Source organism: Geothrix edaphica, assembly GCF_030268045.1.
Classification (GTDB): Bacteria; Acidobacteriota; Holophagae; order Holophagales; family Holophagaceae; genus Geothrix; species Geothrix edaphica.
The window spans coordinates 953,746-972,816 of record NZ_BSDC01000001.1 but is presented as its reverse complement, the minus strand read 5'-3'; the positions used below and the strand labels follow the sequence as shown (position 1 = coordinate 972,816).

13 protein-coding genes are annotated in these 19,071 nt (G+C 66.4%); 6 read left to right on the top strand and 7 right to left on the bottom strand.

What is annotated here, in order from left to right; translation table 11 throughout:
- Window positions 1–112 precede the first annotated feature (112 nt).
- Together QSJ30_RS04320 and QSJ30_RS04315 are read right to left on the bottom strand one after the other, a co-directional pair.
- The gene (locus tag QSJ30_RS04320; protein WP_285606769.1) at window positions 113–2,092 is read right to left on the bottom strand and encodes a hypothetical protein; all 1,980 of its coding nucleotides are present in this window, start codon (window positions 2,090–2,092) and stop codon (window positions 113–115) included.
- Window positions 2,092–4,035: a hypothetical protein gene (locus tag QSJ30_RS04315; RefSeq protein ID WP_285606767.1), complete on the bottom strand. Its 1,944-nt coding sequence runs from the start codon at window positions 4,033–4,035 to the stop codon at window positions 2,092–2,094. Before QSJ30_RS04315 ends, QSJ30_RS04320 begins: the two co-directional genes overlap by 1 nt.
- Window positions 4,036–4,155: 120 nt before the next feature.
- On the opposite strand from QSJ30_RS04315, the gene coaE reads away from it, so the two are divergent.
- From coaE to QSJ30_RS04290, 5 genes are read left to right on the top strand one after another with little or no spacing between them, the layout of a single operon-like run.
- Window positions 4,156–6,255, top strand: a complete 2,100-nt coding sequence (coaE, locus tag QSJ30_RS04310; protein WP_285606765.1) for a dephospho-CoA kinase — start codon at window positions 4,156–4,158, stop codon at window positions 6,253–6,255.
- Window positions 6,252–6,770, top strand: coding sequence for an O-acetyl-ADP-ribose deacetylase (locus QSJ30_RS04305; protein WP_285606763.1), 519 nt, complete (start codon window positions 6,252–6,254; stop codon window positions 6,768–6,770). Before coaE ends, QSJ30_RS04305 begins: the two co-directional genes overlap by 4 nt.
- Window position 6,771: 1 nt before the next feature.
- Complete coding sequence (locus QSJ30_RS04300) at window positions 6,772–8,160, top strand: TldD/PmbA family protein (RefSeq protein WP_285606761.1); 1,389 nt, start codon at window positions 6,772–6,774, stop codon at window positions 8,158–8,160.
- Window positions 8,160–8,780, top strand: a complete 621-nt coding sequence (locus QSJ30_RS04295) for an SAM-dependent methyltransferase (protein WP_285606759.1) — start codon at window positions 8,160–8,162, stop codon at window positions 8,778–8,780. The genes QSJ30_RS04300 and QSJ30_RS04295 overlap by 1 nt, the downstream gene beginning before the upstream one ends.
- A 34-nt stretch (window positions 8,781–8,814) precedes the next feature.
- A complete protein-coding gene (locus QSJ30_RS04290) occupies window positions 8,815–10,515 on the top strand; it encodes a phospho-sugar mutase (protein WP_285606757.1) in 1,701 nt (566 codons plus the stop codon).
- A 64-nt stretch (window positions 10,516–10,579) separates the two neighbouring features.
- On the opposite strand, the gene QSJ30_RS04285 is transcribed toward QSJ30_RS04290, so the two are convergent.
- The 5 genes from QSJ30_RS04285 to QSJ30_RS04265 all read right to left on the bottom strand — a co-directional run bounded on the left by QSJ30_RS04285 (window position 10,580) and on the right by QSJ30_RS04265 (window position 17,360).
- The gene (locus QSJ30_RS04285) at window positions 10,580–10,810 is read right to left on the bottom strand and encodes a cytochrome c3 family protein (RefSeq protein ID WP_285606755.1); all 231 of its coding nucleotides are present in this window, start codon (window positions 10,808–10,810) and stop codon (window positions 10,580–10,582) included.
- Between the two features lie 226 nt (window positions 10,811–11,036).
- The gene (locus QSJ30_RS04280) at window positions 11,037–13,211 is read right to left on the bottom strand and encodes a cytochrome b/b6 domain-containing protein (RefSeq protein WP_285606753.1); all 2,175 of its coding nucleotides are present in this window, start codon (window positions 13,209–13,211) and stop codon (window positions 11,037–11,039) included.
- Between the two features lie 50 nt (window positions 13,212–13,261).
- Window positions 13,262–15,124 carry a cytochrome c3 family protein gene (locus QSJ30_RS04275; protein WP_285606751.1) on the bottom strand — a complete coding sequence of 621 codons (1,863 nt, stop codon included), beginning with the start codon at window positions 15,122–15,124 and terminating at the stop codon, window positions 13,262–13,264.
- A 219-nt stretch (window positions 15,125–15,343) separates the two neighbouring features.
- Window positions 15,344–15,595 (bottom strand): hypothetical protein, encoded by a 252-nt coding sequence (locus QSJ30_RS04270; RefSeq protein ID WP_285606749.1) that lies wholly within the window; start codon window positions 15,593–15,595, stop codon window positions 15,344–15,346.
- 109 nt (window positions 15,596–15,704) lie between these two features.
- Window positions 15,705–17,360, bottom strand: a complete 1,656-nt coding sequence (locus QSJ30_RS04265; RefSeq protein WP_285606747.1) for an acyl-CoA mutase large subunit family protein — start codon at window positions 17,358–17,360, stop codon at window positions 15,705–15,707.
- Window positions 17,361–17,437: 77 nt separating this feature from the next.
- On the opposite strand from QSJ30_RS04265, the gene QSJ30_RS04260 reads away from it, so the two are divergent.
- On the top strand, window positions 17,438–19,042 hold the full coding sequence (locus QSJ30_RS04260; RefSeq protein ID WP_285606745.1) for an amidohydrolase: 1,605 nt from the start codon (window positions 17,438–17,440) through the stop codon (window positions 19,040–19,042).
- Window positions 19,043–19,071: the final 29 nt, after the last annotated feature.

Sequence of the window (19,071 nt, the reverse complement as noted above, 5' to 3'; positions counted from 1 at the left end):
CCGGGAAGTCGGACGGTCCAGTGTAGAGGGCCCAGGAGCGAATGAACAGGCCGGGCTGACCCAGAGTAGCTCAGGCACCCCCCGGAGCCCTCTGTGCGACCGTGCCCGATGTCTAGTTCGCCACTGCCGTGAAAGCCAAGCCGTCCTCCCTAAGAGCTTTCACGAGACCACGGTCCTGCTTCCAGGCCTGGAGCCCCTTGTCTAGCTGCTCAAAACCGAAAGTAACCGGCTTGTAGCAATGTGCAAGACTGAGCCGTAGGCGCGTACCATCCGCCATGGGTTCGGTTTCGGCCTTCCACTCAAAGGTGCGAAACGGCGTATCACCTTTGCGTTCCGGCAGCACTGGCTTGATCTTGGCTGGGAACGTCAAAGTGGCGTGGTAGCTGAGTTCCCCCGTCGCCATGCTCGCCACGGGGTACCGCCGGAGCGTACCAGCCTTCTGGATGAGGGCCGGCGGGTAGGGAATGCCCCAGGCCGCCAGGGTCCATTCCGCGCCGTTCCGGTGAAATCCGTCGGGATGGGTGATCTTCACTTCCACCTCGAAGGGGCGATCCGTGGAAAGCGGGTCTCCTAGGCGAACCACCTCGATCTGGGCCGTGGCCGGCAGGTCGAACCGACCTCCCATGAGGGCCTCCCGCATGGCCTTTGCGCCTCCCTTGTGAGCAATGGCGCGGAGATTCCAATAGGCTCCAGTCTCCTTGAGCTTCATGGTGGCTCGGAGTGCGGAACCGTTCACCTCTCCTTCAAGATCGACTGACAGCCGGTCGCGCAGGATTGCGGCATCCGGAACCGTCACCCACTGGGCCCCGTCGGGCAAACAGATCATCACCCGCCGTCCGCAATGGCCTGAGCCCAGGAATCCGAAGGGTGTGAAGGGGTCCGTGGCGTCCACAAGAAGGAACCGACCCTTCGGACTTTCCACTTCGCCCGGAAGTCCCAGGCTCTTGTCCAGTCGCAGGGCCGTGATCACATGATTGAAAATCGGGAAGGGCTCCTCCTGCGCCTCGATTTCCCCTTCGTTGATCCTTGCCAGCGTCGGATGCGCCGTGAAACCGAGCATTTTGGCCTCGGCGATGAAGAAGGCCGACAGGTCCTTGCAGTCTCCGTAACGTTTTCGCCCCACTTCAACTGTCTGTTCAGGTACCCACCCTCGTTCAGCAGAGAGGTACACCTGCTTGTAGTTGAGCGCCGCCGCCATCCACGACCAGAGGGCATTGAGGCCTTCCGGGCCCTTCCGGCCATGCAGATCCGCCACGCCCCCTGAGGCCGTGGCCGTGGCATAGTTTCCGGCCGTCCATCGTGCGACCTCATCCCAGGTCGCCCACATACGAGCGGCGGGATGAGCCGGATCCAGGAATCGAACCCTGATGACCGGTAGCACATTGTACCGATGGGGATGCCCGCCTTCGTCCTCCGGTAGCACTGGCAGATTCGAAACAGCCAAGCCCGTGGCTCCCAGCGGTTCCACTTTGGCAATCCAGGGGAGGAAGTGACGGCGATCGATGCGCACATCGACCAGCTGCAGGTTGGTGAACCACCCCTCCTTCTTGGCCACATCGAGTTCCCACCGACGGACGGGGATCGTTTCGAGCAGGCCCGTCGCGGCCACTGGACCAATAGGACTTTGAATGGCCTCTAGAGACTCGAATGCGATGTAACTGCCCTTGACCACACGATCTAGCGTGGCACCAGTGACGGTATCCGTGCTGAATTCCGCCTCAGATGCATCGTTCATGGTCACGACATCGTCTGAATCCAGTTTCACCAGGTCGCCATCGGGACGGAGATTCCATCCCTTCAACTTCTTCACCTTGTTTCCCTTCCCGCCAAGGCCGTGAATGACAAAGGTGCCCTGCCGCAATCCGCGCTCTCCCAGAACTTTCACAAGCCTGAATCGCCGCTGACGAATCTCTCCGCTACCGGTGTAGGCGATCTCCGTCCGATCCAACAACACCCAGGCCACGGCATTCTCCGGAGCGGCCTCCCCGGCCGTGGCGCGGGCAACCTGGGCGGCCCACTCGGGCAATCGTCCAAAATCCTGGGCGGGAAGCAGCGCCGTCAGGAGGAACAACCCCAGCCATCGAAGGCGCATCAACCCTCCCGCGAAAGCGTGACCTGCCGTCGGCAGGCGTCTTCAATCCAGCCCAGGAATTGTCTGAACTCTGCCCACTGGGTGGACGGAGCAGATTGGGCAGTCACCTCCACCCGAAGTACAACCTTCCCCATTCCCGTGGCGGGATCAAAGGCAGGCACCCAGAACACTCGGCCAAACAGGTTCTGCTTCTTCAGCTCCTGCTGGGGGCCCATGGTGTAACCCCGTGGAACCGGGAAAGTGGCGATCGCAAGTTGTGTGGCCTGATAGGGCAACACAATCGGCGCGGTTCGGGAGTCATCCAACTTTCCAGGAACCCATAAGGGCCACGGCATGCCCGGAAAAGGGTCCAACACTCGCTTGCGGCCGGCTTCCCGCTCCAGCGACCCCTTCAGGTGCCACGTGACGCTAGCTTTGGCGTCAGAAGTGTTTCTCACCTCAGCCGAGGCCACGACAAGGTTTTTCATCTCCTTCTCGAACTTCTCCTTCAGCAGCTTCGACTGTTCCTTAGGTTCAAGAGCCATGTACCGGTTTCTCTCGACATACTCCGGGTACCCGGCGAATTCCGAGTCCACCTCAAACCGATCTGCATCCTCGTCCAGGTTCAGTCTGTAGGTGTAGCGACGCAGATTTGCGTTCGCGCCCAGGCTGCCGACCAGGCCTTTCTTCCCCTTCCAGGTGCTGGAGTCGATGATCAGGGCGGTGACCGCTGTATAGTCCGGATGCACCACACCTGGTGTGGCGAACCGACGCGTGGGATCAAACCAGATCATCCCGCCGTTGGGTTCCTCGATACCGATCAAATCAGTAGAGAACTGCCAAGGATTGAGGTGGTTCCAGTCGAATAGGGTGAATTCCCGGTCAGGTACTTTGGCGATGATCGGTTTCAGTCCGGCCGCCTTGAGCAAGTGGTAAAAGATGAGTCTCATCCCTTGGGCGTTGGTCTTCCCGTTTTTGGCCGCGGCAGCGAGGTTCTTGGGTGCGAAATCCTTCCAGAAATTTTTCGGCAGGGCCGCGGACTCCGCGAACGTGGCTTGGCTCAAATTGGCGATCCGGCTATCCAGGCGTTCCAGCAATGTGACGGCCTGTTTGCTGGGGGTTCCTGAGAGATCGGTCGTCAACTCGATGGCTAGCGTCTTGAAGGCCCCTCCCTTCTCGATCGACTCTTCATAATCTGGCTTGTAATGCTGCCGGATGGCCTGGTTCCAGTACGCATCAGCCCCCTCACTCACTGAACCGCGTATGTCATCCGGCTGCCAGAAGATGACCAACCTCGGTAACCAGAGGGTGGGCCTGAGGCTATAGGGCGGCAGTTCCACTGCTGGAAGGTTCTTGAAGGTCAACCGTTTGCTGTTCCAGGAACTCGTGACTTCGGGAGCAGGTGCGGCGCCAGGACTCAACGACCAGGCAAGCGGGAACGGCTGGGCCACCTCGATGGCCATGACCTGCGTAGGATAAGCATGAGCCAAGATCCAAACACCGTAGAGCCCCTGATAAAAACGGGCGGGCAATCCCCTGAGAAGTCCATCTGCTGATTCAGACCACTGGAATTCCACGACGCAATCCGTCGTGACTCCTGGTGCCACCAAGTGAGTCTTACGCCGCTCGCCGTTCCCGCTTTCGATGACCCGCTCCGCGAAATCCTTCCGGCTGTTGAATTCCACTTGACGGCCATCTGGATAGACCGTCCGGCCCTTCACGCCGGTGGCCGAGCTCGGAAGGTCTGGAATCTCCGCCGCCTGGCGCCCGGCCTCAGCGAATACGCGCACCCGGTAGACGTAATCAATGGTAAGAACGTTGAGTTTCATCCGATCTTCCAGGATCACGGCCCCTGTTGGGCCGTCCTTGATGGCCCAGACTTCAGGTGGAATGGGAAGCCAGGCATTTCCGGCCATGAGTCGGATGGTCAAGCAGAATACGGCTGACATGATCCGCGTTTTCACGAGTTACTCCTGGTGGAATCCCCGGCATGCTGGCATGTGGAAAGTGAGTCGGCAAGAGACGCCCATCACACCTTTGCGAAATGTGAAACCCTTTTTAAACTCCTTCTGCCCGTGGAAACCATGCCGGTCACTCCAGAACCGTCCTCCCCCTTCCCCCTCCTCGGTCTCAGCGGCGGCATCGCCGCAGGGAAGAGCCATGTGGCCGGATTGCTGGCGGCCCGGGGCTGGGCCGTGATCGACGCTGATGCCCTGGCCCGGGATGCAGTGCTGCCGGGCAGCGAGGGGCTGGCGGCCGTGGCGGCAGCCTTCGGCCCAGCCTGCCTCCGCTCCGACGGGGCCCTCGACCGAGCCTGGATGGCCGCCCACGTGTTTGCAGATGACGCGGCCCGTGGCCGCCTCAACGCGATTCTCCACCCCCGCATCGAGGCCCTCCTGGCGGCCCGCCTCACGGCCCTTCCCTCCACCACCCGCGGGGCGGTCCTGGATGCGGCCCTCTGGGTGGAGCGGGCCAGGGCCCACCACTTCGACGCCTTCTGGACGGTGGACGCCCCCGAGGACCTGCGCGTGGCGCGCCTGATGGCCCGGGACGGGCTGACCCGCGAAGCCGTCCTCGCCCGCATCCGCGCCCAGGCCGGCCCGCCCGAACGGGCGCTCCATGCGGACCTCGTGATCCCCAACGACGGCAGGGATCTGACGGAGACCCTCGCGGGAGCCGAGGCCTCGCTTCTGTCAAACTGGAAGGTCCGCCGCGCGCGGACCTGGAGAGCGCCGATGCCCGCACCTTTCACCGCTGATCAGCTCCGCGAGATCCTGGCCACCCTGCTCAGCCGGGGCGGGGACTACGGCGAGGCCTTCATCGAACGGCGGCGGGCCCATGCCCTGGGCATGGACGACGGCCGCATGGAGGACGTGCTGGCCTCCGAGACCTTCGGCGCGAGCCTCCGACTCATGGACGGCGAGACCACCCGTTTCGCGGATCTCATCGCGCCTGGCTTCGACGAGTTGCTCGAGGCTGCCCACACCCTGGCCGCGCCGGGTACCGGCGGGCAGGCCGAAATCCCCGCCCTGACATTGAAGGTCCACCCCACGCCCAGCCCCGTGGAGCGCGATCCGGGCGGGGTGCCCCTGGATGAGAAGGTGGCCCTGGTGCGCCGCGCCGAGGCCCTGGCGCGATCTCAGGCGGAGGCCCTGCGCCCCGGCGCGCTCAAGCAGGTTTCCGCAGGCTACGGCGACAGCACCCAGAGGGTCTGGATCGCCGCTGCCGAGCGCGCGGACGGGACCTGGACCGGCCGCCTCACCGAGGATCACCGCACCCAAGTCGTGCTTCGCGTGAATGTCACCGCCGGGGACGGCCAGCAGCTCCAGTCCGGCTACCAGGCCCTGGGCGAGACCCGCGGGTTCGAGCTCTTCACGGACGAGGCCGTCGCCCACACCGTGCATGAGGCGGTCCGGCTGGCCCTGCAGTCCCTGGACGCCCAGCCCGCTCCGGCCGGCACCTTCCCCGTGGTGCTCAGCAGCAGCGCCGGCGGGACCATGATCCACGAGGCCTGCGGCCACGGCCTGGAGGCGGATCTCGCCCTCGCCGGCATGAGCGCCTTCGCGGGCAAGCTGGGCCAGAAGGTGGCCACCGAGGGCGTGACGATCATCGACGACGGCACCCTGCCCCACAAGCGCGGCAGTCAGGCCATCGACGATGAGGGCAACCCCGTGAGCCGCGTGGTCCTCATCGAGAACGGCGTGCTCAAGGCCTACCTGCAATCACGGAAGACCTCGCGGAAGATGGCCACGGAGCCCACGGGCAACGGCCGTCGGGAGAGCTACCGCCACCTGCCCATCCCCCGCATGCGCAACACCTTCCTCGCCGCCGGCAGCGAGGCCCCCGAGGCCATCCTCCGCGACCTGGACCGCGGCCTGCTGGTCAAGCGCATGGGCGGCGGCCAGGTGGACACGGTCACGGGCAACTTCGTGTTCCAGGTGACGGAGGGCTATTGGGTGGAGAACGGCGAGCCCAAGTACCCCGTGAAGAACGCCACCCTCAGCGGCTGCGGTCCCGAGGTGCTGAAGGGCCTCACCCGCATCGGGAATGACCTCCACCACTTCGACATCGGCACCTGCGGCAAGGACGGCCAGGGCGTCCCGGTGAGCGACGCCCTCCCCACCATCCTCTGCCCCGCCCTCGTCGTGGGCGGCACCGCCGAGCCCCTGCCGAGCGTGATTTGAGCTCCGAGCGCCTGCAGGTGGTGCAGGCCGACATCACCACCCTCGCCGTGGACGCCATCGTCAATGCCGCGAACCGCAGCCTGCTGGGCGGCGGCGGCGTGGACGGGGCCATCCACCGCGCGGCGGGACCTGACCTGCTGGGGGAATGCCGCGGCCTGGGTGGCTGCCCTCCGGGACAGGCGAAGCTGACTGGCGGCCACCGCCTGCCAGCCCGTTTCGTCATCCATGCGGTGGGCCCCGTCTGGAACGGCGGGCAGCAGGGTGAGGACGAGACCCTCGCCTCCTGCTACCGGGCGAGCCTCCAGCTGGCCGAGGCCCACAGCTGCGGCAGTGTGGCCTTCCCAGCCATCAGCACGGGCATCTACGGCTTCCCCGCTGACCGGGCCGCCGCCATCGCCGTGGCCACCTGTCGCGCCTGGCTGGCGGCCTATGACCTCCCGCAGACCATCACCCTCGTGGCCTTCGATGCCCGCTCCCTGATGGTTCTGCGCTCTGCCCTCGAGAAGGAAGCCTGACATGACCGATCCGTTCCGAACGTTCATTCCCGAATCCCTCGAGTCCCGCCTCCAGGATGGCATCCGGCACGCCCTGAGCCTGGGCGCGGAAGGCGCCGAGGCCTTCGTGTCCGTGTCCCGCAGCCGCAAGGCCAAGGTGCAGAACGGCGCCCTGGAGGACCTGACCACCAGCAAGCGCGGGGGCCTCGGCGTGCGTGTCATCCGCAACGGGGGCAAGGGCTGCCGTACCGGCCTGGCCACCACCACGGACCTCGCCGCAGTGGATTTCCGCGGCCTCTTCGCCCAGGCCTGGGAGCTGAGCGCCCTGGGCGATGAGGACCCTTGGCTACGCCAGGCGGCGCCCGAGGGCACCGATGACCTGCCCAGCCGCTTCGACCCGTCCGTGGAGGCCCTCACGCCCGAGCAGCGCATCGGGTGGGCTCTGGAGCTGGAAACTGAGGCCCGGAAGGCCTCCCCGAAAGTCGCGGCGGTGCGGGAATCCGCCTGGAGCGACGGCACCGGGGCCAGCCTGCTGCTCACCCAGAAGGGCGTACGCACGCCGGACGCGTGGTCCAGCTGCTCCGCGGCCATCGAACTGGCCGTGGCTGACGGCGAAGAACGGCAGGCTGCCTGGCACTGGGATGTCTCCCGGCGACCCGGCCTGGACCTCGCAGCCATCGGCGCCGAGGCCGCCCTGAAAGGCGAGCGGAAGCTGCACCCGCAGCGCCTGCCCGCTGGACGGTACCCGGTGGTGCTGCACCCGGAAGTGGCCGTGGACCTGCTGGGCATCGTGGCCGGCATGCTGGATGCGGAATCCGTGCTCAAGCAGCGCAGCCTCTTCGCGGGAAAGCTGGGCCAGGCCATCGCCTCGCCCCTGCTCACGCTGGTGGACGACGGCCGCCTGCCCGAGGCGCCGGGCCGCCCGGCCCTAGGCACCGAGCCCTGGGATGCCGAGGGCCTGCCCACACGCCGCAATGTGCTGCTCGAAGGCGGCGTGCTGAAGACTTACCTCCACACCCTCAAGACCGCCGCGGAGATGGGCGTGGCACCCACCGCCAGCGCCGGGCGGGGCTTCGGCAGCCAGCCGGGCGCCACGACCTTCAACCTGTTCCCCCTGCCCGGAAACACGGCGCCCGACGCCCTCTACCGCATGGCGGGGAATGGCGTGCTCATCACGGAGATCATGGGCCTGCACACGGTGGACCCCGTCAGCGGCGACCTCAGCGTGGGCGCCAGCGGCATCCGCATCCGCGATGGCCTCCTGGCCGAACCCGTGGATAAGCTCACCTTCGCCGGCAACCTGCGCGACTTCCTCACCCGCATCGCCGCCCTGGGCAGTGACCTCCGCTGGTACGGCAGCAGCGCGGGCCTGAGCATCCTGCTGGAGGACATCGCCCTGGGAGGCGCGTGATGGGACGCGAATTCTGGGATGAGCGCTACGGTGAGGCCGAGCTGACCTACGGCTCCGAACCCAATGATTTCCTGCGGGAGATGGCGCCGCGCATTCCCCCCGGCCCCGTGCTGGGGCTGGGCGAGGGCCAGGGTCGGAATGCCGTCCACCTCGCCACCCTGGGACATGCCGTCACGGCGGTGGACCAGTCTCCTGTGGGACTGGCCCGGGCCCGGGAACTGGCCGCCAGCCGGGGCGTGGCGCTAACCACGGTGGCTGCCGACCTCGCGGACTTCGACCTCGGCCGGACACCCTGGAGCGGCATCATCTCCATCTTCTGCCACCTGCCTTCCGCCCTTAGGCGCAGCCTCTATCCACGCTGCGCCGCGGCCCTCGCCCCTGGCGGCATGCTGATCCTGGAAGCCTACACACCCGACCAGCTGAAATACGGCACCGGTGGCCCGAAGGAAGTGGACCTGCTGATCACTCTGGCGGAACTGAGAAGCCTCCTGCCTGGCCTGGAGTTCGAAATTGGCCAGGAGCTGGTGCGTGAGATCCGCGAAGGCGTCCACCATCATGGCCTGGGCGCAGTGGTCCAGGTGGTGGCCCGCAAGCCCTCCGGGTCGACCTCGCTTCCTTGATCTGCAATCCTGGAATGTTCTTACGGGACCTTCCATGAGCCTTGATTCCGCCCACGCCTACCTTGCCTTCCCCCACCTGGAGCCTGAGCTCCGGGCGGAGCTGGAGCCCCTGCTGAAGGCCGCCGAGGCGGGGGATGCCAAGGCCTCGGCCGAACTGGAGGACCGCTTCTCCGAGCCCCTCGCCTTCGGCACCGGCGGCCTCCGCGGCTTCATGGCCGCGGGCCTGCGCCGCATGAACCTCCCCAACATCCGTCGCGTGTCCATGGCCCTGGCCAATGTGGCCAGCCGCAGGGCCCCCGGGAAGATGGTGGCCGTCGTGGGCTTCGACACCCGCCTCAACTCCCAGGCCTTCGGGAGGGCCTGCGCCGAGGTTCTCGCCGCGGCCGGCTATCAGGTGTTCCTCGGCGACCGCCCCCTGCCCACCCCCTTCCTCTGCTTCGCCATGAAGCGCCTGGGCGCCGGCTGCGGCGCCATCGTCACCGCCAGCCACAATCCCAAGGAATACAACGGCTTCAAGGCCTACAACGACCTGGGCGGCCAGGTGGTGGAGCCCTGGGACGCGGAGGTGGAAGCGCACATGGCGGGCCTGCCCCTGGTGCCCGAACCACCCATCGTGCCGGCGGGCCGCATCCAACCGATCCCCGCCGAGGTCGAGGCAGCCTACATCGCCATGGGCCAGGACCTGCTCCAGCATCCCAAGGCCTTCGAGGCCGCCCGCATCCTCTACACGCCCTTCCACGGCACGGGCATCGCCTTCGTGCCCGCCCTCTTCGAGCGGGCGGGTCTGCCGCTCTCCGTCAGCCCCAGCCAGGGCGTGCAGGACGGCACCTTCCCCACGGCCCCGCGCCCCAACCCGGAGGAGCTGGCGGCCTATGCCGCGCCCCTGAAGGAGGCTGAGGCCATGGATGCCGAGGTGATCCTCGCCAATGACCCGGACGCGGATCGCATCGGCGTGGTGGCCAGGCGGAACGGGGCCTGGGAGCTCATGTCCGGCAACGACCTGGCGGCCCTCACCCTGGACTACCTCTGCACCCAGAGGGGCCGCAAGGGCGCCGTGGTCAGCACGGTGGTCACCTCCGACTTCATGGCTGAGGTGGCCCGGTACCACGGCCTGCCCGTGGTGTGGACCCTCACGGGGTTCAAGAACATCGCCGTGTGCATGGATCGCCTGGAGGCCCTGGGTGAGCCCTATGCCTTCGGCGCGGAGGAGAGCTACGGCATGCTGCTGCCGCCGGATCTACGCGACAAGGACGGCGTCACGGCCGCCCTGGTCGTCGCCGAGCTGGCGGGGCACTACAAGGCCATGGGGCAGAACCTTTTCGAGGCGGTGGACGCCCTCATGGCCAAGGTCGGCACCTTCCGCAACCGCCTGGTGAACCTGGAGGATCCCCGGCCCGGCGGCGCCAAGCGCTTTGCCGAGGCCATGGGTCGCATTCGCGCTGCGGGGCTGGCCTCCCTGGGTGGCGAGAAGGTCGTCAGCTGGGAGGACTTCCAGACCGGCCTCTGGCACGATGGCGACCGCAGCGAACCCATCCTTGATCGTCCCGACAGCCGGGCGGTCGCCCTGCCCATCCCGCGCAGCAACGTCCTGAAATTCCGCCTGGAGAGCGGCGCCTTCGCCGCCTTCCGCCCCAGCGGCACCGAACCCAAGCTGAAGGTCTACCTCCAGGGCCGGGGCGGCGAGGCCCAGCTGGATCTCATGGAGACGGAAGCCCGCTCGCTGCTCGGCCTATAGCCGACCCCAGAAACGAGAAGGCGCCGGAAATCCGGCGCCTTCTCGTTTCTGGAGAGTAGAACGACTACTTCTTCGTGGTGGTCAGCTTGCCATCAGCGAAGCCGTGGCAATCCTTGCACTGGGCTTCCTTGTACTTCGCGACCATCTTGGCGGCGGCATCGTTGAACTTCTTGTCCTTGGGGGCGCCCTCGTGGCAGGCGGTGCACTTGGCACCCTTCACGGTGGTGGGCTTGGCGGAGGCCATCGGGGCCAGGGCCAGGATCAGGGCGGCAGTGAGGAGGGTGATGCGGCGCATGGAAACTCCTTAGGGGGGTAGGGGTTTGAATCCGATCCGAGCAGGACGGAACCGATGACTTGAGTGTCGTATGACAGGGCTGGATCGTCAGTGATGGTAGTCACAGCTTTGTCACGGTTCTGAATTCACTGATTTCAAGCCATTTGAGGCAACGAAGGGGCAAGCGCGCCACGCCAAGAAAAAGGGCCCCGGCGCGAACCGGAGCCCTTCTCCACCCATCCTGGCGTCAGTGGGCGAGGCGCGAGGTCATGGCATAGATGATGAGGAAGAGCAGCACGAGGCCGACACTGAAGAAGATGTAGCCAGCGCTCCGGGCGATGCCCTTCCAGGCCTCCCACTCATCCTTGACGCGGAAGCTGTCCAGGCGGCCTTCGGCCACCAGGCGGTCATACCAGCGCTTCCGCTCGTGGAGCATCTCGGATTTGGAGATGCGGCCCGAGAAGATCACGGTGTCCATGGGGAACTTCTCCAGCCGGAAGTGCGTGTTGAAGAAGTGGACCGTGAAGATGAAGCCGGCAGCCAGCAGGGCCTCGTCGGAATGGACGATGAGCGAGACGTTGATCATCCAGCCCGGCATGAACTTGCTGAAGAATTCCGGGAACCACATGATCAGGCCCGAGACGCCGATGGCGAACACGCCCCAGAACACGGCGAGATAGTCGAACTTCTCGAAGTAGGTCCAGCGGTCGAACTCGGGGCGTGGACCCTTGCCGAAGAACCAACGGTTGTGGGCTACGAAGTCCTTCACGTCCTGCTTGGTGGGGATCATGGAATCCGGGTGGGCCATGGCCTTGAAGATCCGGTTCAGCCGGATGGCGCCCGTTTCCGGGTCCTTCAGGAAGCCGCGGTTCCGCCAGAAGTGGCCCAAGGTGGTGCTCACGTGCAGCGCGAAGTAGACGAACGTGATCACCGCGCCGAAGTGGTGGAGGGTGCGGGCCACGTCGGCCCCCCCGAAGAAGCGGAAGATCGCCTTGGCCCAGTCGGTGTAGTAGAACTTCAGCGGCATGCCGGTGATCGTCAGCAGCAGGAAGCTCGTCACCACCAGGATGTGGAGGAACCGCTCGAAGGGCTGGAACCGGGTGAACTGCTCGTCATCCTCCTGGATCTTGATCTTGGCCTCGCGGAACTGCTTGGAGTCGTGGCGGTAGAGCCAGACGGACCGGATCAACCACAGGAGCGTGTGCGCCCCGAACAGGGAGAAGGTGCACACGAGCAGGGTGGTCATGATCAGGAAGACGTAGTGCAGCACCGGGTAGTTCTTGCGGTCCATCGGGTTCGCGTGGGGTGCGTACTTCGTGAAGCTGACGGTGGCGTTGGCATGGCACTGCTTGCAAGTGTTGACGATGTTCCCAGGGGACAGCCGGGAATTCGGATCCGCGGCGCGCAGGACGTCGTGATGCCCGTGGCAGTCATAGCAGGCGGCGACCGCGCTGGCGGTGTTCGCCTTGCCCAGGGCCATGGCCTTGCCGTGGTAGGTGTCGCGGTAGTGTTCCAGGCGGTCGGCGTGACACTTGCCGCAGACCATGTCGCTGCCGGCCTTGAAGTGACCGCTCACCGGGGTCTCGATCTGGTGGGCGGAGTGGCACTGGATGCACACCGGGCCGCGAGGATCACCCTTGGCCAGGAGCTGGCCGTGGACGCTCTTGTTGTAGACCTCCTCCACCGTCACATGGCACTTGCCGCAGGTCTTGGCGACGTTGGCATGGTTGATGGGTGAGCTCCGGTCCACGCTTCGCTTGATGTCGTGGACGCCATGGCAGTCGTTGCAGCTGGGGGCCACGATGAGCCCCTTCACGAGCAGCGCCTTCCCGTGGATGCTCTCCTGGTACTGGGAGGCCACCTGCGGGTACTTCATCTTGTATTCGTCAGTGAGGTTCTTGTTCGCGTGGCACTTCGAGCAGGTCCGGGACAGGTTCATCTTGTAGACCGGCGAATCCGCCTGCTTCACGGGAACGATGTAGTGGTTCCCGTGACAGTCCGTGCAGTTCGCAGCGGCCGAAGCCCCCATGGCCTTGCTCATGCCGTGGATGCTGCCCTGGTAGACCTTGTCCTGCTCCGTGTGGCAGGTGCCGCACTTCACCTTGGGCACCGGGTTGCCGTCACCCGGATGATCCTTGTGGAGCTCGGCATGGCAGGTCTTGCAGGAGAGCGACGCATGGACTGAGCCGCCGAAGCGGCCCGCATCGACGAAGAGCGGCACGGTGGTGCCGCTCGGACCTTCCTTGGTGAGGTCCTTGTCGCTGTGGCAATCGAAGCAGCTCTCCTTGGCCGCAGCCTTGGCCGGCGCGCCCTGCAGGGGCGCAGCCAAAAGGAGGAGGCCGGTGATCAGGGCCAGCAGGAGGCCCCCCCCGCGTCGCTTGCCGGCGGCGGGAGCCTGAGTATCAGAAGGCGTTCGGGTCATGGTCGTTCCTGTGGAGTGGGTAGGGGCAGGGTCGTGTGCCAGGCTGGGTGTCACGAGTTGTCGGAACCGGTCTCGCGCTTTTCTAGGGTCTTCCGGTAGTACTCGGGCCGCGTCTCGCGCATGTGATCCGCCGAGGCCTTGCCATTGAGCCAGGCCAGATCCATGGGATAGACGTCGGGATCGAAGATCACCAGGTACCAGTGCCAGACGAGGATGGAGAGCGTCGCCAGGATGGCTTCATACCAGTGGGCGGCCGTGGCGGCGTCCAGCACCCATTTCGGGAAGTGCCGCAGGCTCCAGTTCTCGGCCCACAGCAGGACGCCTGTCACGGCCATCACCACGGTGCCCCACATGAAGGCCCAGTACTCCATCTTCTCGGCATAGCCGAACATGCCGAAGGTCGGCCGGTCCTGGATCAGGCCCAGGTTGAACCGGAGCATGTTGAAGATGTCCTTGGCGTCCTGCCAGGAGGGGAGCAGCTCCACCAGGATCACCCGGTCCCGCTTCGACACGGCCAGGTGGATGAAATGGAACACCGTGCCGGCCATCATGATCACCGCCGCGATGCGATGCACCACGCCGCGCAGACTCGAAGTAGGGTCGAACGACTGGAAGAGCTTCACCCAGCCGGCCTCGGGGAACTTCAGGGCGAACCCGGTGACGACGAGGGAGACGAAGCTCACGATCACCAGGGCATGGGTGATGCGGAAGGTCGGGTTCATCCGCGGGAACCCTTCGTGGGTGCCACCGTGGTGCGGGCCTCGCCGCAGCTTCGCCAGCCAGTCGAGGAAGTTGTGCACCAGCATGAAGCCGATGGTCAGGGGGATGAGCACCAGGTAAGCCAGGCGGATCCAGCGCACGGAGATGTGCTCCGTGATCGTGGCGGTGCGGACGTGGATGGGTGCGGAGGCGAGCTTCGTTCCGGCACCGGGATGGCACTTGCCGCAGGTCTGGCTCAGATTGGCGGGATTCACCGTGGAGCGTACATCCGCCGAGGGGAGGATGTTGTGCACGCCGTGGCAGGAGGCGCAGTTGGCGGCCGACTTGCCGCCGCCCCGGACGGAGAGGCCATGGAAGCTGTCCTGGTAGGCGGGCACCTTGTCGCCGAATCCGTAGCGGGTGTTCAGGCGCTCGTCCCCGTGGCAGCGGCCGCAGGTCATGGTGGATACACGGGCCGCGTTGACCAGGGAACCCGGCTCGGAAGGCGCCAGGATGCTGTGCTCCCCATGGCAACCCGTGCAGGTGGGTGAATCCTTGGACCCCCGTTTCACCGCGAGCCCGTGGACGCTGTCGGCATAGGCGGACTGGACATCGCCATGGCAAAGGCCGCAGGTCTCCGCCACGTTGGCCCGGTTCACCTTCGCCTTGGGGTCCCGCGAGGCCAGGATGTCATGACTGCCGTGGCAGTCGGAGCAGGAGGCCGCGCCGGCATTCCCCTTGGCGACCTCTCGGCCATGCACGCTCAGGCGGTAGGCCTCCACCGGTTTGGCGAAGGGGATCTTGTGCTTGGTGAGGAAATCCGGGTTGGAATGGCAGGCCCCGCAGGTATCCGCCAGATTCTGCTTGGCGACTTTCGAACCCGGATCGCCGGCACCGAGGATCGCGTGGGCGGGACCATGGCAGGAGGCGCAGGTGGCCGCGTCGGTCATCCCGTTCTGCTTGGCGACTCCGTGGACACTCTTCCCGTAGGCCTTGACCTGATCCTCGTGGCAGGTGGCGCACTTCACCGGCGCGGGCTTGTCGGCGTGGGGCAGGCTCGTGATGCTGCTGTGGCAATCCGTGCAGGCCATGCTGCCGTGTTTCGTGGCCGCGAACTTGGCCAGGTCGATGTCGTGGCAGGAAAGGCAGTCCTTGGCCGAGGGGGGAGCCGCCGCAAGGAATACGGAAAACAGTCCGGCGATCAGCAGGCGCATAGCTACCTCACGTGTCGCCTATAACCCTAACGCGGTTGCCTCCCATTAAGATACCTGTTGGTGATCTAGATCACGACACCAGGGAAGATCCAAGTCCTTGCCCAGCTGAACATTGATGTCGCTACATGTGTCGGGATCCACTGTGAGGGCGACCCCTGGGTACAGAAAAAACCGGGCGGAAAACCCGCCCGGTGAGGTCCGGAAGCCGATGCCGGCGGTTCACTTGCCCTTGTAGTCCTTCAGCCAGTTGAGGTCGACTTCGGTGGCCTTCTTCTTGGCCTTGGTCTCTTCGAGGAACTTGCCGCGGGCGGACATCTCGCCGCCCTTCTTGGGAGCGCCGACGTGGCAGGCCTTGCAGTCCTTGACTTCGGCGAAGCCGAGTTCCTGGGCCTTCTTGACCCACGGCATCTTGGCCTGGGCGGGAACGGCGAGGATCAGCGCCGCGGCGGCGATGAGGGTGGTGATGCGCATGGTGCCTCCGGATGGGGGTCCCGCAGGAGCGGGACGGGGTTGGGGACCGCACTGCAATAAGGGTACCCGGATCAGGAGTTCTCACAAGACATCGTGGGGTTTTGAACGATCAGAGCACCAGGTGCTCCTGGTACTCACCGAAGACGAGCCTGAGGGCATCGCAGATCTCACCCACGGTGGCCTCGGCCTTCACGGCCGCCACAATGCGTGGCATGAGGTTTTCCGTGCCCCTGGCTGCCGCGGCAAGCTCGGCCAACCGGGCCGCGACGGCCTCCTGGTCCCGGCCCGCCCGCACGGCCGCCACCTGGCGGCGCCGGGCCTCGCCCAGCGACTCGTCCACCCGGAGGAGATCCGGTGTCACCTCGCCGCTGATGGCGAAGCGGTTCACGCCGACCACGACCTGCTCGCCCTTCTCCACGGCCTTCTGGTAGGCGTAGGCCGCGTTCTGGATCTCGCGCTGGGGAAGGCCCTTCTCGATGGCGGCGACCATGCCCCCGAGCTCATCCACCTTCGCCAGCAGCGCGGAGGCGCGGGCCTCCAGCTCATCCGTCAGGGACTCGATGAGATAGCTGCCCGCGAAGGGATCCACCACGTCGGCCACGCGCGATTCATGGGCCAGGATCTGCTGCGTGCGCAGGGCGATCATGGCGCTCTGCTCCGTGGGCAGGGCCAGGGCCTCGTCCCGGCTGTTGGTGTGCAGGCTCTGGGTGCCGCCGCACACGGCCGCCATGGCCTGGACCGCCGTCCGGACGATGTTGTTGTCCGGCTGCTGGGCCGTCAGCGTGCTGCCCGCCGTCTGCGTGTGGAAACGCAACATCTGGCTTTTTGCATCGTCCGTTTTGAAACGCTCCTTCATGATCCGCGCCCAGAGCCGACGGGCGGCGCGGAACTTGGCCACCTCCTCGAAGAACTGGTTGTGGGCGTTGAAGAAGAAGCTGAGGCGGGGCGCGAAGGCCTCCAGCTTCAGCCCTGCGTCCAGCGCCGCCTGCACGTAGGCGATGCCGTCGCCCAGGGTGAATGCGATCTCCTGGGCCGCCGTGCAGCCGGCCTCGCGGATGTGGTAGCCGCTGATGGAGATGGTGTTCCAGTTGGGCACCTGCTCCGCGCAGAAGGCAAAGATGTCCGTGATGAGACGCAGGCTCTGGCGCGGCGGGAAGATGTACGTGCCGCGGGCCATGTATTCCTTGAGGATGTCGTTCTGGATGGTGCCGCTCACCTTGTCCCAGGAAACGCCCTGCTCCTCCGCCACGGCCAGATAGAGGGCCAGCAGCACGCTGGCGGGGGCGTTGATGGTCATGCTGGTGCTGACCTTGTCCAGTGGGATGTCCCGGAACAGCGTGCGCATGTCGTGGATGGAGCTGATGCTCACGCCCACCTTGCCCACCTCGCCCAGCGCCATCGGATGATCAGGGTCCATGCCGATCTGGGTGGGCAGGTCGAAGGCCACGGAGAGGCCCGTGGTGCCCTGCTCCAGCAGGTAGCGGTAGCGGGCGTTGCTCTCCTCCGCCGTGGCGAAGCCCGCGTACTGGCGCATGGTCCACAGGCGGCCGCGGTACCCGGTGGGCTGCACGTGCCGCGTGAAGGGGAACTTCCCCGGGGCGCCCAGGTCACGCAGAGGGTCATGATCGGCCAGGTCCGCGGGCGTATAGCTGTTCTTCAGCGGAATGCCCGAACTTGTCTCGAAGGACCGCTGCCGAAGCTTTGCCGGATCTTCTGACACTGTGAGCTGTGTCCGCACCTGATCCAGGAAATCCTTCTGGTACATGGAGCCTCCGAAGGATCCACCTTATCGCCCACGTGAGGGGTGACGCTACACTGGCCCTTCCCCTCCGAGAGAGCCCCATGCCCCTGCCGCCTCCGCCGCCAGCTCCCATCCTGATTCTCGCCGGTGCCGACCTCTGGACCCCCCAGGGCCCGCAGCACGGTCAGGCCCTGGCCATCGGGAAAGGGAGGATCCTGGCCGTAGGCACGCCTGACACCCTCGCCAAAGCCCACCCGACAGCCCGGCGCGTGGACCTGCCCGGGGGCACACTGCTGCCCGGGCTCATCGAGGGCCACGCGCATGTGGGCGGCCTGGGCGCCCTGAGCCGGAAGGTGGACCTCACGGGACCGGCGGACCTGGACGGCACCCTGACGCGCATCCGGGCCTGGGCCGCCGCCCACCCGCAGGGCTGGGTGCTGGGCCGGGGCTGGGACCAGAACCGCTGGCCCGCCAAGACCTTCCCCAAGGCCCTCGACCTGGACGCCCTCACCGGCGCCCGGCCCGCCTTCCTCCAGCGCGTGGACGGCCACGCCGCCTGGGTGAACAGCGCGGCCCTGGCTCTGGCGGGCATCGGCCCCGGCACGCCGGACCCGAAGGGGGGACGCATCCTCAAGGATGCCGCCGGGCGCCCCACGGGCATCCTGCTGGATGCGGCCACACAGCTCGTGGAGAAGCTCATCCCCGAACCCACCTCCACCGAACTTGAAGCCCGCCTGAAGGCCGGGCTCATCGCCCTGCGCGCCGACGGCTTCACGGCCGTGGCGGACATGGGTGTCGGCGCCCGCGAGCTGGCGGCCTACCGGCGCCTGGCCGCGGCGGGAACCCTGCCCATCCGCGTCTTCGCCTACCTGAACCACGATCACGCCCTGATGCTCCGGGAGCTGAAGCAGGGCCGGGCGAAGAACCTGGCCTTCTTCCAGGTGCAGGGCGTGAAGTTCTATCTGGATGGCGCCCTGGGCAGCCGCGGCGCCCGGCTGCTCGCCCCCTATTCGGACGAACCATCCACCCAGGGCCTGTGGGTCACCGATCCGGCCAAGGTCGCCCTGGACGCCTCCATCACCCTGCGGGCCGGATTCCAGCCGGCCATCCACGCCATCGGCGACGCGGCCAACCGGGCGGCCCTGGACCTGCTCGAAAAAGCCATGAAGAAGGGCAAGGGCGCCCTGCCCCCACGCATCGAGCATGCCCAGATCGTCACGGCCCAAGACGCCGCCCGCTTCGGGAAGCTGGGCGTGGTGGCCAGCATCCAGCCGACCCATTGCACCTCGGATCACAGCTGGACTCCCGCCCGCCTGGGCCCCGGGCGCGTGGACGAAGCCTTCCCCTGGCGCAGCTTCGCGAACGGCGGCGCCCTGCTCGCCTTCGGCAGCGACGCCCCGGTGGAGGACGCCAACCCCTTCATCGCCCTGGCTGCCGCCGAGACCCGCCAGGATCCCGACGGCAACCCGCCCGGCGGCTTCCTGCCCGCCCAGCGCCTCACCCGCGCCGAGGCCGTCCGTGCCTATACGGCCGGGAACGCCGCGGCCCTGGGCCGCGCCAAGGACCTGGGCGCGCTCCAGAAGGGGGCCGTGGCCGACCTGCTGTGGATCCAGGTGCCCCTCGGGGAGGTGAGTCCCGAAGCCCTGCGGAAGGTGAAGCCCGGACGGCTGTGGGTGAACGGCGTGGAAGCGCCGCTCGGACACTGAAAACAAGGATCTCCGCGGCGGATGGAGAC